Source organism: Micromonospora sp. L32, from assembly GCF_052068055.1.
Classification (GTDB): domain Bacteria; phylum Actinomycetota; class Actinomycetes; order Mycobacteriales; family Micromonosporaceae; genus Micromonospora; species Micromonospora purpureochromogenes.
On sequence record NZ_JBQHDD010000006.1, the window covers coordinates 291,082 to 311,345 of the forward strand.

22 protein-coding genes are annotated in these 20,264 nt (G+C 71.9%); 10 read left to right on the forward strand and 12 right to left on the reverse strand.

What is annotated here, in order from left to right:
• Positions 1-24: 24 nt before the first annotated feature.
• Positions 25-900: a biotin--[acetyl-CoA-carboxylase] ligase gene (locus ACTMTB_RS18690; RefSeq protein WP_441147263.1), complete on the reverse strand. Its 876-nt coding sequence runs from the start codon at positions 898-900 to the stop codon at positions 25-27.
• Between the two features lie 85 nt (positions 901-985).
• Between ACTMTB_RS18690 and ACTMTB_RS18695 the strand changes: the two genes are divergently transcribed.
• A complete protein-coding gene (locus tag ACTMTB_RS18695) occupies positions 986-2,569 on the forward strand; it encodes an acyl-CoA carboxylase subunit beta (RefSeq protein ID WP_210775798.1) in 1,584 nt (527 codons plus the stop codon).
• 53 nt (positions 2,570-2,622) lie between these two features.
• Here the strand turns inward: ACTMTB_RS18695 and ACTMTB_RS18700 are convergent, their stop codons facing one another.
• The 4 genes from ACTMTB_RS18700 to ACTMTB_RS18715 form a co-directional block, all read right to left on the reverse strand.
• Positions 2,623-3,519, reverse strand: coding sequence for a hypothetical protein (locus tag ACTMTB_RS18700; RefSeq protein ID WP_441147265.1), 897 nt, complete (start codon positions 3,517-3,519; stop codon positions 2,623-2,625).
• A complete protein-coding gene (locus ACTMTB_RS18705) occupies positions 3,519-4,010 on the reverse strand; it encodes a SigE family RNA polymerase sigma factor (RefSeq protein WP_377604524.1) in 492 nt (163 codons plus the stop codon). The genes ACTMTB_RS18700 and ACTMTB_RS18705 overlap by 1 nt, the downstream gene beginning before the upstream one ends.
• A gap of 61 nt (positions 4,011-4,071) precedes the next feature.
• Entirely contained in the window at positions 4,072-4,623 is a 552-nt protein-coding gene (locus tag ACTMTB_RS18710) for a ketopantoate reductase family protein (RefSeq protein WP_441147268.1), read from the reverse strand.
• Between the two features lie 25 nt (positions 4,624-4,648).
• Positions 4,649-5,392 (reverse strand): M50 family metallopeptidase, encoded by a 744-nt coding sequence (locus tag ACTMTB_RS18715; protein WP_441147270.1) that lies wholly within the window; start codon positions 5,390-5,392, stop codon positions 4,649-4,651.
• Between the two features lie 101 nt (positions 5,393-5,493).
• Between ACTMTB_RS18715 and ACTMTB_RS18720 the strand changes: the two genes are divergently transcribed.
• Both ACTMTB_RS18720 and ACTMTB_RS18725 read left to right on the forward strand, forming a co-directional pair.
• Entirely contained in the window at positions 5,494-6,045 is a 552-nt protein-coding gene (locus ACTMTB_RS18720) for a Uma2 family endonuclease (protein ID WP_441147272.1), read from the forward strand.
• Between the two features lie 124 nt (positions 6,046-6,169).
• Entirely contained in the window at positions 6,170-6,922 is a 753-nt protein-coding gene (locus ACTMTB_RS18725; RefSeq protein WP_441147274.1) for a GH25 family lysozyme, read from the forward strand.
• Between the two features lie 87 nt (positions 6,923-7,009).
• On the opposite strand, the gene ACTMTB_RS18730 is transcribed toward ACTMTB_RS18725, so the two are convergent.
• Both ACTMTB_RS18730 and ACTMTB_RS18735 read right to left on the reverse strand, forming a co-directional pair.
• Positions 7,010-7,240 carry a hypothetical protein gene (locus tag ACTMTB_RS18730; protein ID WP_441147276.1) on the reverse strand — a complete coding sequence of 77 codons (231 nt, stop codon included), beginning with the start codon at positions 7,238-7,240 and terminating at the stop codon, positions 7,010-7,012.
• Positions 7,241-7,329: 89 nt separating this feature from the next.
• Positions 7,330-9,261: a protein kinase domain-containing protein gene (locus ACTMTB_RS18735; protein WP_441147278.1), complete on the reverse strand. Its 1,932-nt coding sequence runs from the start codon at positions 9,259-9,261 to the stop codon at positions 7,330-7,332.
• Positions 9,262-9,352: 91 nt separating this feature from the next.
• Here ACTMTB_RS18735 and ACTMTB_RS18740 point away from each other — a divergent pair, with 91 nt between their 5' ends.
• Both ACTMTB_RS18740 and ACTMTB_RS18745 read left to right on the forward strand, forming a co-directional pair.
• On the forward strand, positions 9,353-9,565 hold the full coding sequence (locus ACTMTB_RS18740) for an acyl-CoA carboxylase subunit epsilon (protein ID WP_280840434.1): 213 nt from the start codon (positions 9,353-9,355) through the stop codon (positions 9,563-9,565).
• A gap of 127 nt (positions 9,566-9,692) precedes the next feature.
• On the forward strand, positions 9,693-10,145 hold the full coding sequence (locus ACTMTB_RS18745) for a hypothetical protein (RefSeq protein ID WP_154939588.1): 453 nt from the start codon (positions 9,693-9,695) through the stop codon (positions 10,143-10,145).
• Between the two features lie 355 nt (positions 10,146-10,500).
• Here ACTMTB_RS18745 and ACTMTB_RS18750 read toward each other — a convergent pair whose 3' ends face one another.
• A complete protein-coding gene (locus ACTMTB_RS18750; protein WP_441147280.1) occupies positions 10,501-10,635 on the reverse strand; it encodes a hypothetical protein in 135 nt (44 codons plus the stop codon).
• Positions 10,636-11,511: 876 nt separating this feature from the next.
• On the opposite strand from ACTMTB_RS18750, the gene mycP reads away from it, so the two are divergent.
• Genes mycP through ACTMTB_RS18770 form a run of 4 tightly spaced genes read left to right on the forward strand, consistent with a single transcriptional unit; the run spans position 11,512 to position 14,320 of the window.
• Complete coding sequence (gene mycP / locus ACTMTB_RS18755) at positions 11,512-12,672, forward strand: type VII secretion-associated serine protease mycosin (RefSeq protein ID WP_441147282.1); 1,161 nt, start codon at positions 11,512-11,514, stop codon at positions 12,670-12,672.
• Complete coding sequence (locus tag ACTMTB_RS18760) at positions 12,669-12,947, forward strand: hypothetical protein (RefSeq protein ID WP_441147284.1); 279 nt, start codon at positions 12,669-12,671, stop codon at positions 12,945-12,947. The genes mycP and ACTMTB_RS18760 overlap by 4 nt, the downstream gene beginning before the upstream one ends.
• A 53-nt stretch (positions 12,948-13,000) precedes the next feature.
• Positions 13,001-13,657, forward strand: coding sequence for a Maf family protein (locus ACTMTB_RS18765; RefSeq protein ID WP_441147286.1), 657 nt, complete (start codon positions 13,001-13,003; stop codon positions 13,655-13,657).
• A 9-nt stretch (positions 13,658-13,666) separates the two neighbouring features.
• Entirely contained in the window at positions 13,667-14,320 is a 654-nt protein-coding gene (locus ACTMTB_RS18770) for an O-methyltransferase (protein WP_441147288.1), read from the forward strand.
• Positions 14,321-14,432: 112 nt separating this feature from the next.
• On the opposite strand, the gene ACTMTB_RS18775 is transcribed toward ACTMTB_RS18770, so the two are convergent.
• From ACTMTB_RS18775 to ACTMTB_RS18790, 4 genes are all read right to left on the reverse strand, one after another.
• Positions 14,433-15,731 carry an MFS transporter gene (locus ACTMTB_RS18775; RefSeq protein WP_441147290.1) on the reverse strand — a complete coding sequence of 433 codons (1,299 nt, stop codon included), beginning with the start codon at positions 15,729-15,731 and terminating at the stop codon, positions 14,433-14,435.
• Between the two features lie 58 nt (positions 15,732-15,789).
• Positions 15,790-16,545 carry an ABC transporter permease gene (locus ACTMTB_RS18780; protein ID WP_280840440.1) on the reverse strand — a complete coding sequence of 252 codons (756 nt, stop codon included), beginning with the start codon at positions 16,543-16,545 and terminating at the stop codon, positions 15,790-15,792.
• Positions 16,546-16,568: 23 nt separating this feature from the next.
• Positions 16,569-17,528, reverse strand: a complete 960-nt coding sequence (locus ACTMTB_RS18785) for an ATP-binding cassette domain-containing protein (RefSeq protein WP_350799153.1) — start codon at positions 17,526-17,528, stop codon at positions 16,569-16,571.
• A 122-nt stretch (positions 17,529-17,650) separates the two neighbouring features.
• The gene (locus tag ACTMTB_RS18790; RefSeq protein ID WP_441147629.1) at positions 17,651-18,262 is read right to left on the reverse strand and encodes a PadR family transcriptional regulator; all 612 of its coding nucleotides are present in this window, start codon (positions 18,260-18,262) and stop codon (positions 17,651-17,653) included.
• A gap of 148 nt (positions 18,263-18,410) precedes the next feature.
• Between ACTMTB_RS18790 and ACTMTB_RS18795 the strand changes: the two genes are divergently transcribed.
• Positions 18,411-20,162 carry an acetyl/propionyl/methylcrotonyl-CoA carboxylase subunit alpha gene (locus tag ACTMTB_RS18795; RefSeq protein WP_357996537.1) on the forward strand — a complete coding sequence of 584 codons (1,752 nt, stop codon included), beginning with the start codon at positions 18,411-18,413 and terminating at the stop codon, positions 20,160-20,162.
• Positions 20,163-20,264: the final 102 nt, after the last annotated feature.

A 20,264-nucleotide genomic window follows, 5' to 3' on the forward strand; every position in this document is an offset into this window, starting at 1 on the left:
CGAACCGGGCCGCCACCCGAGCGCTCAGCGCAGGTGCAGCACGTCCCCGGCCGCCAACCGCCGCTCCCCGGCGCCCGTGTCGAGCAGCAGCTGGCCGTCGGCGTCCACGCCGGTGGCCAGGCCGGTCAGCTCGGCGCCGTCGGGCAGCAGCACCCGCACCCGCCGGCCGACGGTGGCGCAGGAGGCGACGTAGGCCTCCCGCAGCCCGCTGGCCACCGCGTCGCCGCCGGCGGTGCGCCAGCGGTCGTACCAGTCGGCCAGCGAGCGGAGCAGCGCACGCAGCAGCGGATCCCGGTCGGTGGCCGTCGCGCCGGCCAGTTGCAGCGAGGTGGCCGGCAGGCCGGTCGGGTTCTCCGGCAGCTCGTCGGCACGGAGCGTGACGTTGAGCCCGATCCCGAGCACGATCGCCGGCGGCTGCGCCGGGGACGTGCCCGGCACCGCCTCGGCCAGGATGCCGGCGCACTTGGCGTCGTCGACCAGCAGGTCGTTCGGCCACTTCAGCCGGGCATCCAGCTCCGCCAGCCGGGCCACCGCCTCGACCAGCGCGACGCCGGCGAGCAGCGGCAGCCAGCCGTACCCGGTGGCGGGGGCCGGCGGCCAGCCACGGTCGGCGACGGCCTCGCCGGGCCGGAGCAGGACGCTGGTCGCGATGCCGGCGCGGGCCGGCGACTGCCAGACCCGGCCCCGCCGGCCGCGCCCGGCGGTCTGCCGCTCGGCGACCACCACCAGGCCCTCCGGCTCGCCCGCCCGGGCGGCCGCCACCGCGTCGGCGTTGGTGGAACCGGTCTCGGCCCGCAGGTCGAGCCGGCGCCAGGGCCCGTGCGGCCCGGTCAGCGCGCGGGCCAGCCGCGCCGCCGACAGCGGCGGGCGGTCCAGATCGGTGTACGGCGAGCCCGGCATCCCGTCAGCCTACGGGCCCGGCGACGGACGGTATTGAGGCGTACTGCACAGCGGCGTCGTCCTGAACCATCGTTATATTCCCTGGGTGACTACCGAGACCGGGATCAACATCCACAGCACCGCGGGCAAGCTGGCGGACCTGGAGCGACGGGTCGACGAGGCGGTGCACGCCGGGTCGGCGCGCGCGGTCGAGAAGCAGCACGCGCGGGGTAAGAAGACCGCCCGGGAGCGGATCGAGCTGCTGCTCGACGAGGGCTCCTTCGTCGAGCTGGACGAACTGGCCCGGCACCGCTCGACGGCCTTCGGGCTGGAGAAGAACCGCCCGTACGGCGACGGCGTGGTCACCGGCTACGGCACCGTCGACGGCCGGCAGGTCTGCGTCTTCGCCCAGGACTTCACCGTCTTCGGCGGCTCCCTCGGCGAGGTCTTCGGCGAGAAGATCGTCAAGGTGATGGACCTGGCCATGAAGATCGGCTGCCCGGTGGTCGGCATCAACGACTCCGGCGGCGCCCGGATCCAGGAGGGGGTCGCCTCCCTCGGGCTCTACGGCGAGATCTTCTTCCGCAACGTCCGGGCCAGCGGCGTCATCCCGCAGATCTCGCTGATCATGGGCCCGTGCGCGGGCGGCGCGGTCTACTCCCCGGCGGTCACCGACTTCACCGTGATGGTCGACCAGACCTCGCACATGTTCATCACCGGCCCGGACGTCATCAAGACGGTCACCGGCGAGGACGTGGCGATGGAGGAGCTGGGCGGCGCCCGCACCCACAACTCGCGCAGCGGCAACGCGCACTACCTCGCCACCGACGAGGAGGACGCGATCGAGTACGTCAAGGCCCTGCTGTCGTACCTGCCGTCGAACAACCTCGACGAGCCCGTCGTGTACGAGGCCCCGGCCGACCTCGACATCTCCGCGGAGGACCGGGAGCTGGACACGCTGATCCCGGACTCGGCCAACCAGCCGTACGACATGCACCGGGTCATCGAGCACGTGCTCGACGACGGCGAGTTCCTCGAGGTGCAGCCGCTCTACGCGCAGAACCTCGTCATCGGCTACGGCCGGGTCGAGGGACGCCCGGTCGGCGTGGTGGCCAACCAGCCGATGCACTTCGCCGGCACCCTGGACATCGCCGCCAGCGAGAAGGCCGCCCGGTTCGTGCGTACCTGCGACGCGTTCAACATCCCGGTGCTGACCTTCGTGGACGTTCCCGGCTTCCTCCCCGGCACCGGGCAGGAGTGGGACGGCATCATCCGGCGCGGCGCGAAGCTGATCTACGCGTACGCCGAGGCGACCGTCCCGAAGGTCACCGTGATCACCCGCAAGGCCTACGGCGGCGCGTACGACGTGATGGGCTCCAAGCACCTCGGCGCGGATCTGAACTTCGCCTGGCCGACCGCGCAGATCGCGGTGATGGGCGCGCAGGGCGCGGTGAACATCCTCTACCGCTCGGAGCTGGCCGGCGCCGAGGACCCGGCCGCCGTCCGGGCCGAGAAGATCGCCGAGTACGAGGACACCCTGGCCAACCCGTACATCGCCGCCGAGCGTGGCTACGTCGACAGCGTGATCCCGCCGCACGAGACCCGCGCCCAGATCGTCCGCGCGCTGCGGGTGCTGCGCACCAAGCGGGAGACCCTGCCGCCGAAGAAGCACGGCAACATCCCGCTGTAGCGGGTGTACCCGGAGATCCCCGCGTCCCTCGTGGTCGCGGGGATCTTCCGGTTTCAGCAGCGCGGGTTGGCGGCGACGCAGAGCCGACCGGCGGCGGTGCGACCGAGCCCCTCCAGGTCGGCCTGACTCAGGCCCGGGCCGGGACCGGTGCCGTCGGCCTTGAGGGTGGTCGGCCCGGTGGTGATCACGGTGACCAGGTCACCGACCCGTACCACCATGGTGGCCTCGACCTTTGGCGCAAGCTTGATCGCGGTGCCGTCGGCGACGCTGGCCGGCGGCAGCGACACATGGCGCAGCAGCACGGATTCGTCGCCGGCGAACCCGCTGACCGACCGCTCCCACCGGTGCGGGGTCACGGTCGGCACCGTCCTGCCGCCCACCTGCCCCGATCCGGTGATCTCCCACTGGGCGCAGGCGTCGAGCAGCAGGGCGACGGCGCCGAAGAGCAGCCGGCTCTGCCCCGGGTCGATGCGGTAGACGTCCTGGGTGAGCAGCGGTGGCGCGACCCCGTCGACCGGCCGCAGCAGGGTCTGCGACCGCGAATAGCGCGACGTCGCCGCCGACGGCACACCGCGCTCCCGGCCGCACGCCTCCAGCACCGGATCGACCCGCACCGCCTCACCCAGGCCGGCCGCACCGATCTGCGTGCCGGTCTTCAGCCGCACGTCCCGCGCGGACAGCAGCGCCTCCCGCGGAATCTCGGCCGGCCCGGCGGTCGCCGTCGACGCGGAGACGGCCGCCACCGGCGGCGCGGGAGGCACCGTCGCCCCTGACCGGCCCGCCACCACGTACCCGGAACCGGAGAGCACCGCGAGTACGGCGGTCGCCGCCAGCGCCGCCGTACGCCGGCTGCGTCGCCGGGCCCGGGCGCGGATCTCCTCCGGCTCGGCCCAGCGGACCCCACCGAGGTCCCGGTGCAGCCGGTCGACGAAGTGCAGGTCCTCACGCATCAGGCCTCCTCCAGGTCAGAGACGGCGAGCAGCCCGGCCAGCGCGGCGCGCCCCCGGGAGAGCCGGGCCTTCACCGTGCCGACGGGGGCCTCGGTCTGCCGGGCCACCTCGGCCACGGGCATGCCGAGCAGGTAGTACAGGGCGAGCGCGGTGCGCTGCTCCTCCGGCAGGCGACGCAGCGCGGCGACCACCTCGACCGTGTCGACGCCGGGGCCGGGCACGCTCTCCTCGGCGCCGTGCCGCAGATACGCCCGGGCGCGACTGCGCAGGCTGCGCCAGCGGCTGACCGCGATGCGGGACGCCACCACCCGCACCCACGCCTCCGGGTCGTCGTACCCGCTCACCGTCGACCAGCGCTGCCAGGCCCGGATGTACGCCTCCTGGACGGCATCCTGCGCCTCGGTCACGTTGCCGGTCAGCACGTAGACGAAGCCGAGCAGGCGTTGCCGGCTGCCCCGGTAGAACTCGTCGAACCCGTCGACGTCGGGCACGCGCTCACCTCCCGTGGCGTTCGGAGGGGACACGCGCGGCGGCACCACGCCGGTTGCCGGATCAGCCGATCATCTTCGCCAGCTCCGCGGGCGGGAAGCCGCCGGCCGGGATCCGCTCCCGGGCCGCCCGGCGCACCGCGTACGCGACGGCGGCGTTGGCCGGGGTCGGCACCCCGTGCAGCCGACCGAGCAGGACGATTTCGCCGTTGAGGTGGTCGACCTCGGTGGAGCCGACACCCCGGGCGAAGAGCCGCAGCGCCGCCGGCTCGTTGGCCACCCCGTTCTGGGCGGTGAACAGCGGCAGCCGTTCCCCCGCCGTGCCGCCACCGGCGACCGGCGCGTCCGCCCAGTCGGCCAGCGCGGCCGGGGTGTCCTGCGACTTGACGGTGAGCACCAGGACGGTGTCGGCGGGCAGCGGCCGCTCCCCGGGAGCGTCGGTGGCCGGCCCGCGCCAGGTCGCCGTGCGGTCCGGGGTGCGCAGGGTCAACCCGCGCCGCCGGATCGCGTCCAGGTGCGCGCCGCGGGCCACCAGCGTCACGTCGTGGCCGGCCTCTCCCAGCCGTACGCCGATGGTGCCGCCGACCGCACCCGCCCCGATGATCACGTACCGCATGCGGCCATTCTGCTCTCCCGACCGGTTACAGGGTCAGGCCGGCGTCGGTGAGGATCGGGCCGGCGAGCAGCACCGCGCCGACGGCCAGGGCGAGCAGGTTCACCAGGGCGAACACGGTCACCCAGAACAGCGCGGGGAACGGGGTCAGCCGGGCCAACTGGTCGGCGTCGGACTGCGGCATCCGTCCCCGGCTGCGCAACCGTTGCAGCTCCACCACCGGCCGTACCCCGCCGAGGAGCAGGAACCAGACGCCGGTCCAGGCGAAGGCGGCCTGCACCTGCGGCGAGGCGTACCAGGAGACGGCCAGCACCACCCCGCCGGTGACCAGCAGCGACAGCACGCCGAAGACGTTGCGGATGAGCACCAGCATGGCCAGCAGCAGCGCCACCGCGAGCCAGAGCAGCAGGGTGATCCGGTTGCCGCCGAGCAGCCAGGCCCCGGCGAGGCCGACCAGCGACGGGGCGACGTACCCGGCCAGCAGGGTGAGGATCATGCCGGGGCCGGTGGGGCGGCCGGCGGAGAGGGTCAGGCCGGAGGTGTCCGAGTGCAGCCGGATGCCGTGCAGCCGGCGCCCGGTGAGCAGGGCGGCGAGGGCGTGGCCGCCCTCGTGCGCGATGGTCACCGCGTTGCGGGCGACCCGCCAGGGCAGCCGGGTGGCGACCACGACCAGCGCGACGACGGCGGTGACCAGGACGAGCAGCGGGGGTGGGTCGGGCTGCGCGCCGAGGAGCTTGTCCCAGAGGTCGCCCAGCCCGTTGATCGACACCATGGGCGGGGAGCCTACCGGCCCGGGCTGGTGTCGTTCGGCGGGTGCGGCCTCGTATCGTGTGAGACTGATCGGGTGGCGAGCGGAGCGGGAGGTGAACGGCGGTGAGCGCGGCTCCCCTGGAACACCACGTCGGCCTGTGGACCGAGGCCGACTACCTCGCTTTGGGCGAGACGCCTGACCGGATCGAACTGCTCGACGGGAGTCTGCTCGTGAGCCCTGCCCCGAGTCGGCGGCACCAGCGGGTGGCGCGTCGACTGGCGAACAGCATCGAGGTCGCGGCAGAGCCTCGAGGACTCTCGGTTTACGATGCGATCAATGTTCGGCTGGGTGTGGACCGGATCGTCATTCCGGATCTCGTCGTAACCGACGCCGACGACGAAGGAACCTTTCTCGACGCTGGCCAGGTGTCTCTCGTCGGTGAGATCGTGTCCCCGGGCAACGCCGCCGCCGACCGGGTGCTCAAGATGCAGCTCTACGCGATCGCGCGCATCCCGTGGTACCTGCTGGTCGAACAAGACGGCGAGACGCATGCGCTGCGGCTGTACCGGCTCGACGGCGAGCACTACGTCGAGGACCGGGTGGCCAAGGCCGGCGAGACGCTGACCATGACCGAGCCGTTCCGCTGGCAGATCGATCCCACCTCGCTCCGCTGACCGATACCGATCAGGCGGCCAGCCACATACGAGCGTCGATGAAAATTTCCTTAACCCCTCTTGCGATCTAGGGCAACTACCTCCAAGGATTGGCGTCAATCAATCGGCGTCCCTGGAGGCATCCATGACCCGTCCCACATTTTCGCTGCGCCGGCTCCTCGCCGCCGGCCTCACCGTCGTCGCCACCGCGGCGGCGGCCCTCGTCGGGACCGCCGGACCGGCGGCCGCGGCCACCACCCCCGGCATCGACGTCTCCCACTACCAGGGCTCCATCAACTGGACCAGCGTCCGCAACGCCGGCATCCAGTTCGCCTTCATCAAGGCCACCGAGGGTACGAGCTACAAGGACCCGAACTTCAACGCCAACTACACCAACTCCTACTACGCCGGGGTGATCCGTGGGGCGTACCACTTCGCCCGGCCGAACATCTCCTCCGGTGCCACCCAGGCCAATTACCTGGCCTCCAACGGTGGCGCCTGGTCGGCCGACAGCCGCACGCTCCCGGCGGCGCTGGACCTCGAGGCCAACCCGTACAGCGGCGGCTACTGCTACGGGCTGAGCACGACCGGCATGCGGAACTGGGTCCAGGACTTCCTCAACACCTACCGCTCGCGGACCGGGCGGTACGCGGTCATCTACACCACCACCAGCTTCTGGAACCAGTGCACCGGCAGTTGGACCGGCCCCTGGGCGAACCACCCGCTCTGGATCGCCCGCTGGTCCACCAGCCCCGGCACCCTGCCGGCCGGCGCCCCGTTCTGGAGCTTCTGGCAGTACACCAGCACCGGCTCCGTCTCCGGGATCAGCGGCAACGTCGACCGCAACTACTGGAACGGCGACCGGACGCGGCTGATCGCGCTGGCCAACAACACCTGACCGGCGCCGGACACAGGTCGGCGGCAGCGGGATCGGTCACCGTACGGTCGATGACTGGTCCGGCTGCCGCCGCCGTCCTACGTCAAATCAGGCCCTGCGTCGCGCGGTCACGGGCACCGGCACGGCATCCTCGCCGGCCAGTGCGCTCCGCCGGGCGAGGCGCCAGGCGGCGACTCCGGCGGCGGTGACCGTCACGACGGCGAGCAGCGCGACCAGCGCCGGCATACCGACACTGACCAGCAACAGAACGATGTCGCCCAGGGCGACGAGCATCCACAGTGCCAGCCGCGGGCGGGCGTCCTTGCGTCGGTAACCCATGTCGTGCCTCCTTCCGTCGTCACGGGAGAGATACCCCGGACGAGGGAAGGTCATGCGAATCCATTTCACACGGACGCGATTCCCGCGCGTCAGCCCTGACGGTCGGGCTTGAACCCCTTGACGATCACGTCGAAGTTGGCGAGCTGGGCCCGCCAGTCCTTCTGGGCGACCTCCCACCGGATGGCGTAGCCCCGGTCGCTCGCCGTCACGAAGCCCCGGTTGCGCACGTGGATGCGGGTGTTGTCCCGGGTCTCCAGCCACTCCCAGTCGGCGCAGGTCCGGTGCCAGTCGCAACGCTCGATGCCGAGCAGCTCGTAGTTGTTGACGAACTTGCGGCGGTCCGGCTCGATCGCCCTCCAGTCCGCCTCCGCGTCGGGCTTCGGGTTGGGGGTCCACTGCACGAGCATCTCGCCCACCCCGCCCTGCTGGAAGAACACGACCGTGTCCGAACCCGTGCGGCTGACTCGCCAGCCCGGCGGCAGGGGGATCGAGAAGGTCGGTCCCTTGTGCAGGGTCCAGCCCGCGGGCAGCGCGTTCGGGTCCGTCGAGGGGGTGGCCGAGGGCGTCGGGCTGGGCGGGGCGGCACTGGTCGGCGCGGGCGCGCCCGGAGCCGACGTCGGGGCGGCGGCCGACGAGGTCGCCGCGGCGCCGGTGGGATCGCCGGCCTGTTGCCCGCCCCGCTCCGGGTCGTCCCCGCCCCGGCCGAGCAGCGGCACGAGCACCGCGAGACCGACCAGCAGCACCAGCACCACCGCGCCAATCAGCAGGTTCCGCTTCTGCCTGCCGCGCTTCGTCCCGTCGTACACCGAACCGGGAAGGCGCTCGGCGGACGCCGGCGCGGGACTCACCGGCGCCGGCATGACCGACGTGGGGGTGCTCGGCTTCGGCGGGTCCTGCACGTTCGTCGTCGGCTCGGCGTCGGCGGCCGGACGCGGCGGGTCGACCTTGGCGGTCGGCTCGGCGTCCACGCCCGCCGGCGTCGTGCTCGTCTCGTCCTCGGCGGCAGCGGCGACCCCGGCGGCGCCGGCCGCAGCCTCGGCGGCTCGCGGCGTGGCCTCAGCTCGCGGCGCGGGGGGCTTCGGCGTCGACTCGGCGCTCGTCTCGGGCGGGCGCGGGGCCGGCACCAGCGGCTTGCGCGGCTCGCGCGGACCGTTCGGCCCCGGCCGGCGTACGCCGTCCAGCAGCGAGATCCCCTTGGCGCGCTTGCCGCCGGCCCGGCGCAGCAGGCGCTCGGCCACCTCGGCGGTGATCCGCTCGGTCGGGTCCTTGCGGAGCAGGCCCTGGAGCACCGGCTTGAGCGGCCCGGCGTTCTTCGGCGGCGGCAGCGGCTCGGTGGCCAGCGCCGCCAGGGTGGCGATCGCCGACGGCCGGGCGTACGGGGACTTGCCCTCCACGGCGGCGTAGAGCGTCGCGCCCAGCGACCACAGGTCCGCCTCCGGACCGGCCGTGCCGTCCTTGGCCCGCTCCGGCGCGATGTACGCGGGCGAGCCGAGCACCATGCCGGTGCGGGTCACGTTCGGGTCGCCGGGAATGGTGGCCAGACCGAAATCGGTCAGTACCACCCGGCCGTCGTTGCCGAGCAGGACGTTGCCGGGCTTGATGTCGCGGTGCATCACGCCGGCCTTGTGCGCCGCCTTCAGCGCGCCGAGCACACCGAGCCCGATCTCCACCGCACGTGCCGGCGACACCGGGCCGTCCTCCGCGAGAGTGTCCTGCAACGACTTCGACGCGACGTACTCCATGACGATCCACGGGTCGCCGTCGGTGCGCAGCACGTCGAAGATGCGGACCACGTTGACGTGGTTCAGCCGGGCGATCGCCCGGGCCTCCCGCAGGGAGCGTTCCCGCATCTCGCGGCGCTCGTCGTTGGTGAGACTGGGTGGCGGGACGAGCTCCTTGATGGCCACGTCCCGGTGCAGCACCTCGTCACGCGCCTTCCAGACCCGGCCCATGCCGCCCTGACCGAGCGGCGAGATGAGCCGGTACCGGTCAGCGACAAGTTGGGGAAGCGCGTCAGACATCGGAGAGACGGTACCCGGCGCCACCGATGCTCACACCGCCGGCACGCCACTGTGCGTCGAAGGTCAAGTTCGCGACGCGTACGCTGACGCCATGTCTGCCGAAGAGCCGCTGTTCCGAGTCGTCCGGGGCGTCCCGACCGCCGACGAGTTGGCCGCGCTGGTGGGTGCGATCGTCGTCCGGTCCCGACCGGCCGCCGCGCCCGCGCCGGTGACCACGTCCGCCTGGGCGCGCAGCGCCCGACCAACCGTCGCGGCGCCCTCCGCCGGACCCGGCGCGTGGCGCGCCTCCGGCCTCCCCCGCTGACCCTTCCGCCAATCCGACCGGATTGAGCTGGGGCGCAACCACCGTGATGTCCTCAGGACTGCCGAGATCGCTCCGCACCCATTAACCTCACTCTGGGAAACGGGGCCGTGACAGGTAGGGAGGATCGATGATCCCTGAGGAGGACCGGCCAGCTTCCTGGCTGCGCGACTACGGCGGCATCGAGGCCGACATCCGCCAGATGAGCGAGTTCGCCGACCGGCTCCAGGCCGAGGTCGAACGCAACTACGCGCCACACCTGTCGTACATCGCCGACGACATGAGAGCACCCGTACCCAACCCGTGCGACGCCTTCGTCGAGCTGGTGCAGTTCCTGCACGCCCACTGGGAGACCCAGCAGGCCACCGCGAACATGGTGCACGACCTGGGCGGAGCCACCGGCCACCTGGCCTCGGCGGCCGGCCGGATCGCCTCCGACTACCGGGGCGCCGACGCCTTCGCCTCGGCCAGGGTCGCCGACGTGGAGGCGGCGCTCGCCAACCCGTACTCCACGATGTCCGGTGGCCGGGCCCGGCTGCCCGACCCCACCGGCCCGAACGGCGGGCCGGTGGTGCTGCCGTGATCGACAGGGGCAGCGGCCGGACGTCCGGCCTCACCGACTGGCAACTGATGGACGTGCTCAGCATGTGGGCCTGCGTCCAGGACCACGAGACCCAGGGGCACTGGAAGCAGGTCGCCGGCTGGCGCAAGGTCTGCGACCTCGCGATGAACCACCTGCGGCGGCTGCACGAGTACCGGCGCGGCCTGGCCGAGGCATGGCCCCCGGAGACCAACGCGGCCGCGCGGGCATACCTGGCCGAACTCGACCAGCTCATCGACCGGGTCCAGCACACCCATGACGCCGCCGCCGCCAACCACGACGCGCTCGCCGCCGCCACCCGCGCCATCGACAGCGCCCGGCCCGAGTTGAAGAGGCTCTACGAGCAGTACTCGACCAAGCTCCAGCAGAAGCGGTCGTACGAGGCGACGCTGGCGGATCCGAAGGCGGCGGCGGGCAGCCGGGTGGTCGACCCGCCGGTGACGGACGTGGAGTTGGAGCAGCTGAACACCAAGGCCCGGGGGATCATGTACGGGTTGAGCGGCGAACTCCAGCAGGCCCAGGTGATGCTTCAGAAGCCGCCCCCGATACGTCCGCGTATCGACGACGCTGACCCAGCGATACAGGGCCCCGGCGCTTCGTCTGCACCCCTCATCCCGCCAATCGTTCCCGTGCCAATAGCTCCTGCAACCGCTACTAACTCCAGGTCGGCGACTCCAGCAAGTGCTGTCTCGATTCCTCAGGCCTCCAATGTTGGGCCAGTGCTTGGTGGCACCGGAGCAGGACTGGCGCAAGCACCGACGAGATCTGGTCCTATTGCCGTCCCGCCGCCCTCCCCCACTGCGCCAACGCCAAACGTCGGCCCACCCCCAGGCTTCCCGCCTCTTCCCAGCAAGGCGAGCCGGCCAGCTACGACCGGAACTCACCGCAGCCCTTTCCCGCCGCCATCTAGTGCAGTCAACCGCAATCCAATCGCGCCGAACGCTTCGCCCCGGCCCTTTCCATCGAGCGGACTCATAGGCGGCACCCCAGGGATGAACCTTCACCAGCCAGGAGGCACGCAACCTTCCCGCAGAGTCAATCCCGTCGGCGGTGTTATCGGCGGCGGTGGCGCCGGGACGGCACCTACCGGCGCAGCAGGCTCTCGTCCCGGCGGAGGGCGAGGCATGCTCTTGGGCGGCACTTACGGGATGCCCCCGCTTGGAGGCAGCCCAGGCTCAAACGCAAGCACTGGGATTACGGGTCAACCAAGACGATCCAAAATGGACGACGAATCCCGGCGTTGGGACCCAGAGCACCCTTGGGAGGTTGATGAGGGTGTTGCCCCAGTTGTACGACCGCCGGACGAAGAAGGCCCGATAGACCCGGGTCCGGCTATTGGGTTCCGCCGTTGAGGCAAGTTTTTGCAGCGTCGGGCGCCGTCGCACTACTCTTGGTGATCGCCGCACCCGGCGCTGATGTAAGCGCCGCCCCCAAACCGCCCGGCGGGGAGTGGGTGCGAAATCAGCAGTGGCACCTGGGATTCCTCGAAGTATCAGAGGCACACCGATTAACTCAGGGCAGGGGAGTCGTGGTCGCTGTCCCGGATACGGGAGTCGATCCCCACCCTGATCTAAGCGGCAATTTACTTTCTGGCACGGACACCATAGACGGCGGCCGCGGTACTGGAATCGGAGACCGAGACAGCCATGGCACGGGTATGGCCGGACTGATCGCCGCACACGGGCGACCGGGAAACCTGGGCGCCTTGGGGATTGCTCCGGAAGCCAAGATTCTGCCGATCTTGGTAACGCCGCCAAACGGAGACGGACAACCTGACGCACTTGCTAGAGGCATTGATTATGCAGTCGCACACAGAGCCCAGGTAATCAGCATCTCCAGCGGAGGCGACTCCAGCCCCGAATTGGAACGGTCCGTTCGGCGAGCCCTTGCTTCCAACATTGTGGTCGTGGCAGGCGCAGGAAATCGTCCGCGGGAGCAGTTCGTTGGTTATCCTGCCAGCGAGGCTGGGGTGTTGGCGGTGGCGGGCGTTAACCGTAGTGGCCAACACGCCGACATATCCGTTTCAGGGCCAGAAGTGGACGTCGCAGCACCAGGCGTAGACATAATCAGTACAAGCCACTCCGGAAATTACCGCAAGGGCACCGGTACCTCAGATTCCACTGCAATCGTTGCCGGAGCAGCCGCCCTTGTTCGCTCCAAGTACCCGGACCTGCCCGCTTCTGAAGTCGTGCACCGACTCACCGCCACCGCTGTCGACAAAGGCCCACCCGGCCGAGACGACGAGTACGGCTACGGCGTCATCGACCTGATGGCGGCGCTGACCGCCGACATACCCCCGCTCCCGCCCGACTGGGCGACGGCGAGCCCACCCCAAAACAACACACCAGCCACGACGGTGGCGGCCGAGCCTGCTGGCGGCGGGAGCGACGACAACTCGACCGCCCGGGGCCTGGCCACGCTGGGTGTGATCGTGGCGGCGGCAGGCGGCTACCTGCTCTGGCTGCGACGTCGCAACACTGACGACCCGCCGCCACGGATCAGCCGTTGACCACCGGCGCACGCCGTTTCCGGGTGGATGAAGTGTTCGACCTGACCGCCCGGCGCGGGCTCGTCGCGTGCGGGACCATGCTGGACGGCACACTGGTCAGCGGGCTCAGCTTCGTGGACGAGCTGACCGGCGCGCCGGTCCGAGTCATCGGCGTCGACTTTCCCACCCCGACCACACAACGCACCGGTCAGCACCTCCTCGTGGTCTCGAGGGAGGACGCCGCGCTGGCTCACACGGGTCGGGTCTGGGCAGGGCATGTCCTCCCTGAGTCCTGACGCCCGGCCGGTCGCCCGCCCGTCTCCCCAGCCCAGCCGGTAGCGTCGGAATCGTGCCGAACTCCCTGCCACTGCGCCTCGTGCTCGCCAGCCAGAGTCCTGCCCGTCGCAAGCTCCTCCAAGCCGCCGGGATCGAACCCGACGTGCTGGTGAGCGGCGTCGACGAGTCCCAGGTGGTCGCCGATCGGGCGGAGGATCTCTGCCTGGAGCTTGCCCGTCTCAAGGCGCTCGCGGTGCTCGACCGGCTGCGCGCCACCCCGGACGAGCGCACGCTGGTGCTCGGCTGCGACTCGGTGCTGGCCTTCGACGGGGAGATCCTGGGCAAGCCGGCGGACGCCGCCGACGCCACGGACCGCTGGCGACGGATGCGCGGGCGCAGCGGGGTGCTGCACACCGGGCACTGCCTGATCGACGTGACGCACGAGGCGAGAGCGGAGGCGGTCGCGTCGACGGTCGTGCACTTCGCCGACATCAGCGACGAGGAGATCGCCGCGTACGTGGCGACGGGCGAGCCGCTGGCGGTCGCCGGGGCGTTCACCATCGACGGGTTGGGCGGGGCGTTCCTCACCGGCATCGAGGGCGACCCGGGCACGGTGGTGGGGCTCTCGCTGCCGCTGCTGCGTCGACTCCTCGGCGAGTTGGAGCTGAGCATCACGGACCTGTGGACGAAGGTCGCGCCGGGGGGCCAGGAGGTCGAAAATCTCGGCTAGCGTCCGTTCATGACCACCAAGCCGTTGCCGCTGACTCCGGAACTGCACGCCTACCTCGTCGCCCACGGCTCGCCGCCGGACGAGATCATCCGCGACCTGGCAGAGGAGACGCTGGCCGCCCTCCCCGATGAGGCGATGATGCAGGTGGCGCCGGAGCAGGCCGCGTTCCTGACCTTCCTCACCCGGCTGCTCGGCGTGCGGCGGGCGGTGGAGGTGGGCACCTTCACCGGGCTCTCCTCGCTGGCGATCGCCCGGGGGCTGCCCGAGGACGGCCGGCTGACCTGCTTCGACATCTCTGAGGAGTACACCGGCATCGCCCGGCGGTACTGGGAGCGCGCGGGCGTCGCCGACCGGATCGAGCTGCGCATCGGCCCGGCCGGGGAGACGCTGCGCGAGCTGCCCCAGGAGCGGCACCTGGACTTCGCCTTCATCGACGCGGACAAGACGGGCTACCCGGTCTACTGGGACGAGCTGGTGCCCCGGATGCGTCCGGGTGCGGTCATCGCGGTGGACAACACGCTGCGCGGGGGCCGGGTGCTCGCCCCGCAGAACGCCGACGACCGGGCGATCGCCGCGTTCAACGACGAGGTGCTGGCCGACGTGCGCGTCGAGGCGGTCATGCTCCCCATCGCCGACGGCGTGACCCTCGCCCGGGTCCACTGACGCACCTTGCGGCGTGTCGCGGTATCCCGGCGACTCGACACCGCGACACACCGCAAACCGCGCCGCGCAGCCCACACAGCGCCGCGCCACGCACACGACGCCGCGCCGAGGGTCAGGCGCCGACCAGGGTCGGGGCGCGGTCGTCGTCCGTCGGGGTGGCGCGCAGGGCGCGGCCGAGTCGCACGGTCAGCAGCAGGGCGGCGGCGATGAAGCCGGGCAGCAGCAGGAAGGCCAGGTGCGGTCCGACCCCGTCGGCCACCGCGCCGAGCGCCACCGGCGCGATCCCGAAACCCACCCCCATCGAGTACGCGGACCAGCCGGCCGCCTTGTCGGCGGCCGGCCCGGCGACGGCCAGCGCGATCGAGATCGCGAGGGGGTAGTGCAGCGCGTTGCCGAGTCCCAGCACCACCAGGCCGGTGACGGCGAGCCAGCCGACGGGCGCCAGCCAGAACAGGACGAACCCGGCCAGCGAGACGGTCAGCGCGCCGAGCAGCAGCGGGGCGGGCGGCCAGCGCAGGGCGATCCGGCCGCCGGTCAGCCGGCCGAGGAACATGCCGCAGACGATCGCGGCGACGGCGGCCGAGGCGGAGGCGGCGGTCATCCCGGCGTGCGAGCGGAGCACGTCGGCGGTCCAGAGCGACAGGCAGACCTCGATCGAGCCGGTGACCGACATCAGCACCCAGGCGATCCAGTACGCCCTGGGCAGCCGCCCGGCCACGCGCTCGACTGCGCCGGCACGGCCGCTGAGGGGTACGGCGACGTCGTCGGCTCGGGCCACATCGGCGGGCGCCGCCGCCGAGGCGGTCGCCCCGGCGGGGTCGGCGGCAGCCGCGGCAGCGGGGGCGGCCTGCGGCGGGCGTACCCGGGAGCGGCGGGCGGCGAGCGCGACCAGCGCGATCAGCCCGACCTCGACGGCCATCACCGGTCGCCAGCCGAAGCCGGCGTCGACGCTGGCGCCGATGACCAGCGGGGCGAGGATGCCCATGCCGGCGCAGACGGCGTTGGCCTCGGTGAGCGCGGCGGGCGCGGCCGGGCCGTGCCGGGCGGTGAGGACGACGGCGACGCCGCTGACCACGATCATGCCGGCGGTGGCCACGGCGGCGACTGCGGCGAGGGTGGCGGGCAGCGGGCGGAGCAGGCCGAACGCGGTGACGCCGGCGGCGACCCCGGCCAGCCCGGCCCAGATCGCCCCGGCCCGGCCGATCCGGCGGGCCAGCGGGGCGAAGAGCGCCCCGCCGAGCAGCGCGCCCACGGCGATGGCGGTGCTGTGCAGGCCGGCAACGGCGGCGCTGGTGCCCTGCTCGTCGCGGAGCAGCGGTACGACGGGGCCGAACCCGTAGAGGAAGAAGCCCCAGAGCCCCAGCTGGGCGTAGGTCAGCCAGGTGGTCCTGTCACGGGTGAGGCGGGGCACCGGCCTTACGCTACAAGCGCCTGGCCGGTGCCCCGCCTTTGGTGAGAGGCAGCTCTCGTCAGCGGACGCTGCGGGCGAACTGCCGGGCGGCCCAGATGACGCCGGCGACGGCGAGCACCGCGGTGATGGTCAGCCCCTGCCACACCTTGTCGTTGCCCAGGTCCCCGGCGAAGAGCGCCCGGGTGCCGTCGACCGCCCAGGAGAACGGGTTCCAGTCGGCGATGCCCTGCAGCCAGCCGGGGGCGAAGGTGAGCGGCAGCAGGATGCCGGAGAGCAGCAGCACCGGCTGGGCGACGGTGTTCATCAGCGGGGCGAGCGCGTCCTCGCTCTTGACCTTGAGCGCGACACCGTAGGAGACGGCCGAGGTCATCAGCGCGATCAGGGCGAGCATCAGGTACGCCAGCAGCAGGTCGCCGATGAAGACGCGCAGGTCGAACAGGAGCGCGAGCAGGGTGATGATGACCGCCTGCACGAGCAGCGAGACCACGTCCCGCAGGGAGCGGCCGAGCAGCAGGGCCAGCCGGCTGACCGGGGTGACCCGGGAGCGTTCGATGACCCCGGCGCGCAGCTCGGCGATCAGGCCGAAGCCCTGGAACAGGCCGCCGAAGATGGCCAGCAGCACCAGCAGGCCGGGTACGAAGATCTTGTAGGCGGCGGCCTGGGTGGGCGCGTTCAGGGCCGGCTTGAGCAGCGGGGCGAAGAGCAGCAGGTACATCACCGGCTGGAAGATGCCGACGAAGACCCAGACCGGGTTGCGCAGCAGCAGCTGGATCTGGCGCTGGAAGATGAGCCAGGTGTCGCGGGCGAGTTTCATGACGATTCTCCTGTGGTGGATGCTCAGGACTCGCGCAGCGAGCGGCCGGTCTTGGTGAGGAAGACGTCGTCGAGGCTGGGGCGGTGCAGCTCGATCGAGGAGAGCGTCAGCCCGGCGCTGTCGAGCCGGCGGAGGATCTGCGGGATGGCGGTGGCGCCCTCGTCGACGTAGAGGCGCAGGCCGCCCTCGTCGGCGGTCTCCAGCTTCTTGACGAACTCCTCGCCGTCGAGCACCTGCGCGGCCTGCGGCGTGCTGGCCACGTCGAGGCCGACCAGCACCACGTCGCCGGAGATCTCCCGCTTCAGCTCGGCCGGGGTCCCCTCGGCGACCACCTCGCCGTGATCCATGATCGCGATCCGGTCGCAGAGCGCGTCCGCCTCGTCGAGGTAGTGCGTGGTGATGAAGACGGTCATGCCCTCGGTGCGCAGCCGGCGGATCTCGTCCCACATGTGCGCGCGGCTCTGCGGGTCGAGGCCGGTGGTCGGCTCGTCCAGGAAGACGATCTTCGGCTCGTGGATGATGCCGAGGGCGATCTCCACCCGGCGCCGCTGGCCGCCGGAGTACGTCTTGCACTTGCGGTCGGCGTACTCGGTGAGCTGGAAGGCGTCGAGGGCGCGGGCGGCGCGGCGGTGCGCCTCGGCCTTGGCGATGCCGTACATGCGGGCGTGCAGCACCAGCTCCTCGCGGGCGGTGGACTCGTCCCAGGTGCTGCCGCCCTGGGCCACGTAGCCGATCCGGCGGCGCACCTCGGCCGGGTCCTTGCGCAGGTCGGCGCCGGCGATGGTGGCCTCGCCGCCGTCGGGCTCGATGAGCGTGGCGAGCATCCGCAGGGTGGTGGTCTTGCCGGCGCCGTTGGGGCCGAGAAAGCCGAAGATCTCGCCCTCGGCGACCTGGAGGTTCACCCCCCGTACGGCGTCGACCGTCTTCGTCTCCCGACCGGCGCGGGAGCGGAACGACTTCCGCAGCCCCCTGGTCTCGATCATGTCTGCTCCTGGTCGTCCGGGCCGGACGCGCCGGCCGCCTGTCCCCCGGGGCCGCCGGACGGCGCGCTCCCCCGTGGTGCGCGAAGAGGCTAACGCGATATAGCTCTTGTGGTCAACGTTGATTATTCCGTGTTCACCTCGCGGGGCGGCGCGCCGTCGGTCCACCCCGGCCAGCCCTCCGCCCCGGCGAGTCCAGCAGGCAGGTACGACACCCCGGACTCGATCCGCTCGGCGATCCGGTCACACCAGGCCACCTCCGCCTCGGCGCGGGCCGCCCAGAGCTCGAACATCCACGCCACGTGCACCGGCTTGGTGTTGCGCATCCAGTCCGAGTCCAACGAGGCACGCATCGATTCGACACCGGCGCGCAGCAGGTTCGCCCGGTTCCGCAGCGCGGCGGCGGCCTCCTCGCGGGGCATCGCCGGCAGGAAGGAGAAGGCCGCGACGAACGGGTCCGGCGTCTCGTGCAACTGCCACCACAGGCCGCGCAGCAGCGTCTCGAACTCGTCCTCCCCCTTCGGCGTCACCTCGTACGTGGTGCGGGCCGGGCGGGCGCCGACCTGCTCGGTCGCCACCTCGCGCAGCAGCCCCTCCTCGGTCAGCTTGCGCAGGGCGTGGTAGATCGATCCGGGTTGCACGTTGGCCCACCGGTCGGCGTTCCAGCTGAGCAGCTCGCGGCGCACGTCGTAGCCGTGCACCGGTTGCATCCACCGGACCAGGCCCAGAATCATCATCCGAGTCGCAGACACCGGGCAAGCGTAATAAACAAGTTTGACTAGGGCGCGGCCGGAACAGTGCGCCATCCCACACTGAGCGATCGTTAGGGCCATCAGAGTGACCGATACACTCCCGGTCAACGACCTCCCGGGAGGAGCCCTCAAGGTGCGCAAGGTACTCATCGCCAACCGCGGCGAGATCGCCGTCCGCGTCATCCGCGCCTGCCGCGACGCCGGCCTGGGCAGCGTCGCCGTCTACGCGGACTCCGACCGGGACGCCCTGCACGCCACGCTGGCGGACGAGGCGTACGCCCTCGGCGGCGACACCGCGGCCGAGACGTACCTGCGGATCGACAAGCTGATCGACGTCGCCGGCCGGTCCGGCGCCGACGCCGTGCACCCCGGCTACGGCTTTCTCTCCGAGAACGCCGACTTCGCCCAGGCCGTCATCGACGCCGGGCTGACCTGGATCGGCCCCACCCCGCAGGCGATCCGCGACCTCGGCGACAAGGTGACCGCCCGGCACATCGCCCAGCGCGCCGGCGCGCCCCTGGTCCCCGGCACCCCGGACCCGGTCGGCAACGCCGACGAGGTGATGGCCTTCGCCGTCGACCACGGCCTGCCGGTCGCCATCAAGGCGGCCTTCGGCGGCGGCGGGCGCGGCCTCAAGGTGGCCCGCACCATGGAGGAGATCCCGCACCTGTTCGAGTCGGCCACCCGCGAGGCGGTCGCCGCCTTCGGCCGGGGCGAGTGCTTCGTCGAGCGGTACCTGGACAAGCCCCGGCACGTCGAGGCCCAGGTCCTCGCCGACCAGCACGGCAACGTGATCGTGGTCGGCACCCGCGACTGCTCGCTGCAGCGCCGGCACCAGAAGCTGGTCGAGGAGGCCCCGGCGCCGTTCCTCACCGCCGCGCAGCGCACCCAGATCCACGAGAGCGCCAAGGCGATCTGCCGGGAGGCCGGCTACCACGGCGCCGGCACCGTGGAATACCTGGTCGGCGCGGACGGCACCATCTCCTTCCTGGAGGTCAACACCCGGCTCCAGGTCGAGCACCCGGTCACCGAGGAGACCGCCGGCGTCGACCTGGTCCGCGAGCAGTTCCGGATCGCCGACGGCGAGAAGCTGCGGTTCTCCGAGGACCCGACCCCGCGCGGGCACTCCATCGAGTTCCGGATCAACGGCGAGGACCCGGGCCGCAACTTCCTGCCCGCCCCGGGCACCATCACCGCCCTGCGCCTGCCGACCGGGCCGGGCGTGCGGGTGGACACCGGCATCTCGGCCGGCGACGTGATCGGCGGCAACTTCGACTCGCTGCTCGCCAAGGTCATCATCACCGGCGAGACCCGGGCCGAGGCGATCGAGCGGGCCCGCCGGGCGCTGGACGAGATGGTCGTCGAGGGCATGGCCACCGCGCTGCCGTTCCACCGGCTGGTCGTCCGCGACGAGGCGTTCACCACCGAGCCGTTCACCGTGCACACCCGGTGGATCGAGACCGAGTTCGACAACACCGTGCCGCCGTTCACCGCCGCCGCCGGCGCCGCCGAGGCGCCCGCCGGTCGGGAGACCGTCGTGGTCGAGGTGGCGGGCAAGCGGCTGGAGGTCAGCCTCCCCGCCGGCCTCGGCGCGGGTACGACCAGCGCCGCGCCCGCCGCCCGCAAGCCGGCCCGCCGGGGCGGCGGCGCCAAGGCCGGCGCGGCGGTCAGCGGCGACGCGCTCGCCTCCCCGATGCAGGGCACCATCGTCAAGATCGCCGTGGCGGACGGGGACACCGTCGCCGAGGGCGACCTGGTGGTGGTGCTGGAGGCGATGAAGATGGAGCAGCCGCTGCACGCCCACAAGGCCGGTACGGTCAGCGGGCTGTCGGCCGAGGTCGGCGCGGTGATCACCGCCGGCGCGGCGATCTGCACCATCGCCTGACCCCGGTCGGCACGCCCCTTCGCCGGTGCGCCGGGGGCGCCACACCACTGTGAGCCATATGCCTGGGAGTCATATTTATGCCTCCCAGGCATATCGCTGACC

What these genes read in the sequence shown, in the direction of transcription:
- ACTMTB_RS18780 (WP_280840440.1), bottom strand. Translation starts at nt 16,545, where the DNA reads ATGAAACTCGCCCGCGACACCTGGCTCATCTTCCAGCGCCAGATCCAG.
- ACTMTB_RS18790 (WP_441147629.1), bottom strand. Translation starts at nt 18,262, where the DNA reads ATGATGATTCTGGGCCTGGTCCGGTGGATGCAACCGGTGCACGGCTAC.
- ACTMTB_RS18745 (WP_154939588.1), top strand. Translation starts at nt 9,693, where the DNA reads ATGATCCCTGAGGAGGACCGGCCAGCTTCCTGGCTGCGCGACTACGGC.
- ACTMTB_RS18700 (WP_441147265.1), bottom strand. Translation starts at nt 3,519, where the DNA reads ATGCGTGAGGACCTGCACTTCGTCGACCGGCTGCACCGGGACCTCGGT.
- ACTMTB_RS18740 (WP_280840434.1), top strand. Translation starts at nt 9,353, where the DNA reads ATGTCTGCCGAAGAGCCGCTGTTCCGAGTCGTCCGGGGCGTCCCGACC.
- ACTMTB_RS18770 (WP_441147288.1), top strand. Translation starts at nt 13,667, where the DNA reads ATGACCACCAAGCCGTTGCCGCTGACTCCGGAACTGCACGCCTACCTC.
- ACTMTB_RS18725 (WP_441147274.1), top strand. Translation starts at nt 6,170, where the DNA reads ATGACCCGTCCCACATTTTCGCTGCGCCGGCTCCTCGCCGCCGGCCTC.
- ACTMTB_RS18785 (WP_350799153.1), bottom strand. Translation starts at nt 17,528, where the DNA reads ATGATCGAGACCAGGGGGCTGCGGAAGTCGTTCCGCTCCCGCGCCGGT.
- ACTMTB_RS18690 (WP_441147263.1), bottom strand. Translation starts at nt 900, where the DNA reads ATGCCGGGCTCGCCGTACACCGATCTGGACCGCCCGCCGCTGTCGGCG.
- ACTMTB_RS18715 (WP_441147270.1), bottom strand. Translation starts at nt 5,392, where the DNA reads ATGGTGTCGATCAACGGGCTGGGCGACCTCTGGGACAAGCTCCTCGGC.
- ACTMTB_RS18735 (WP_441147278.1), bottom strand. Translation starts at nt 9,261, where the DNA reads ATGTCTGACGCGCTTCCCCAACTTGTCGCTGACCGGTACCGGCTCATC.
- ACTMTB_RS18710 (WP_441147268.1), bottom strand. Translation starts at nt 4,623, where the DNA reads ATGCGGTACGTGATCATCGGGGCGGGTGCGGTCGGCGGCACCATCGGC.
- ACTMTB_RS18730 (WP_441147276.1), bottom strand. Translation starts at nt 7,240, where the DNA reads ATGGGTTACCGACGCAAGGACGCCCGCCCGCGGCTGGCACTGTGGATG.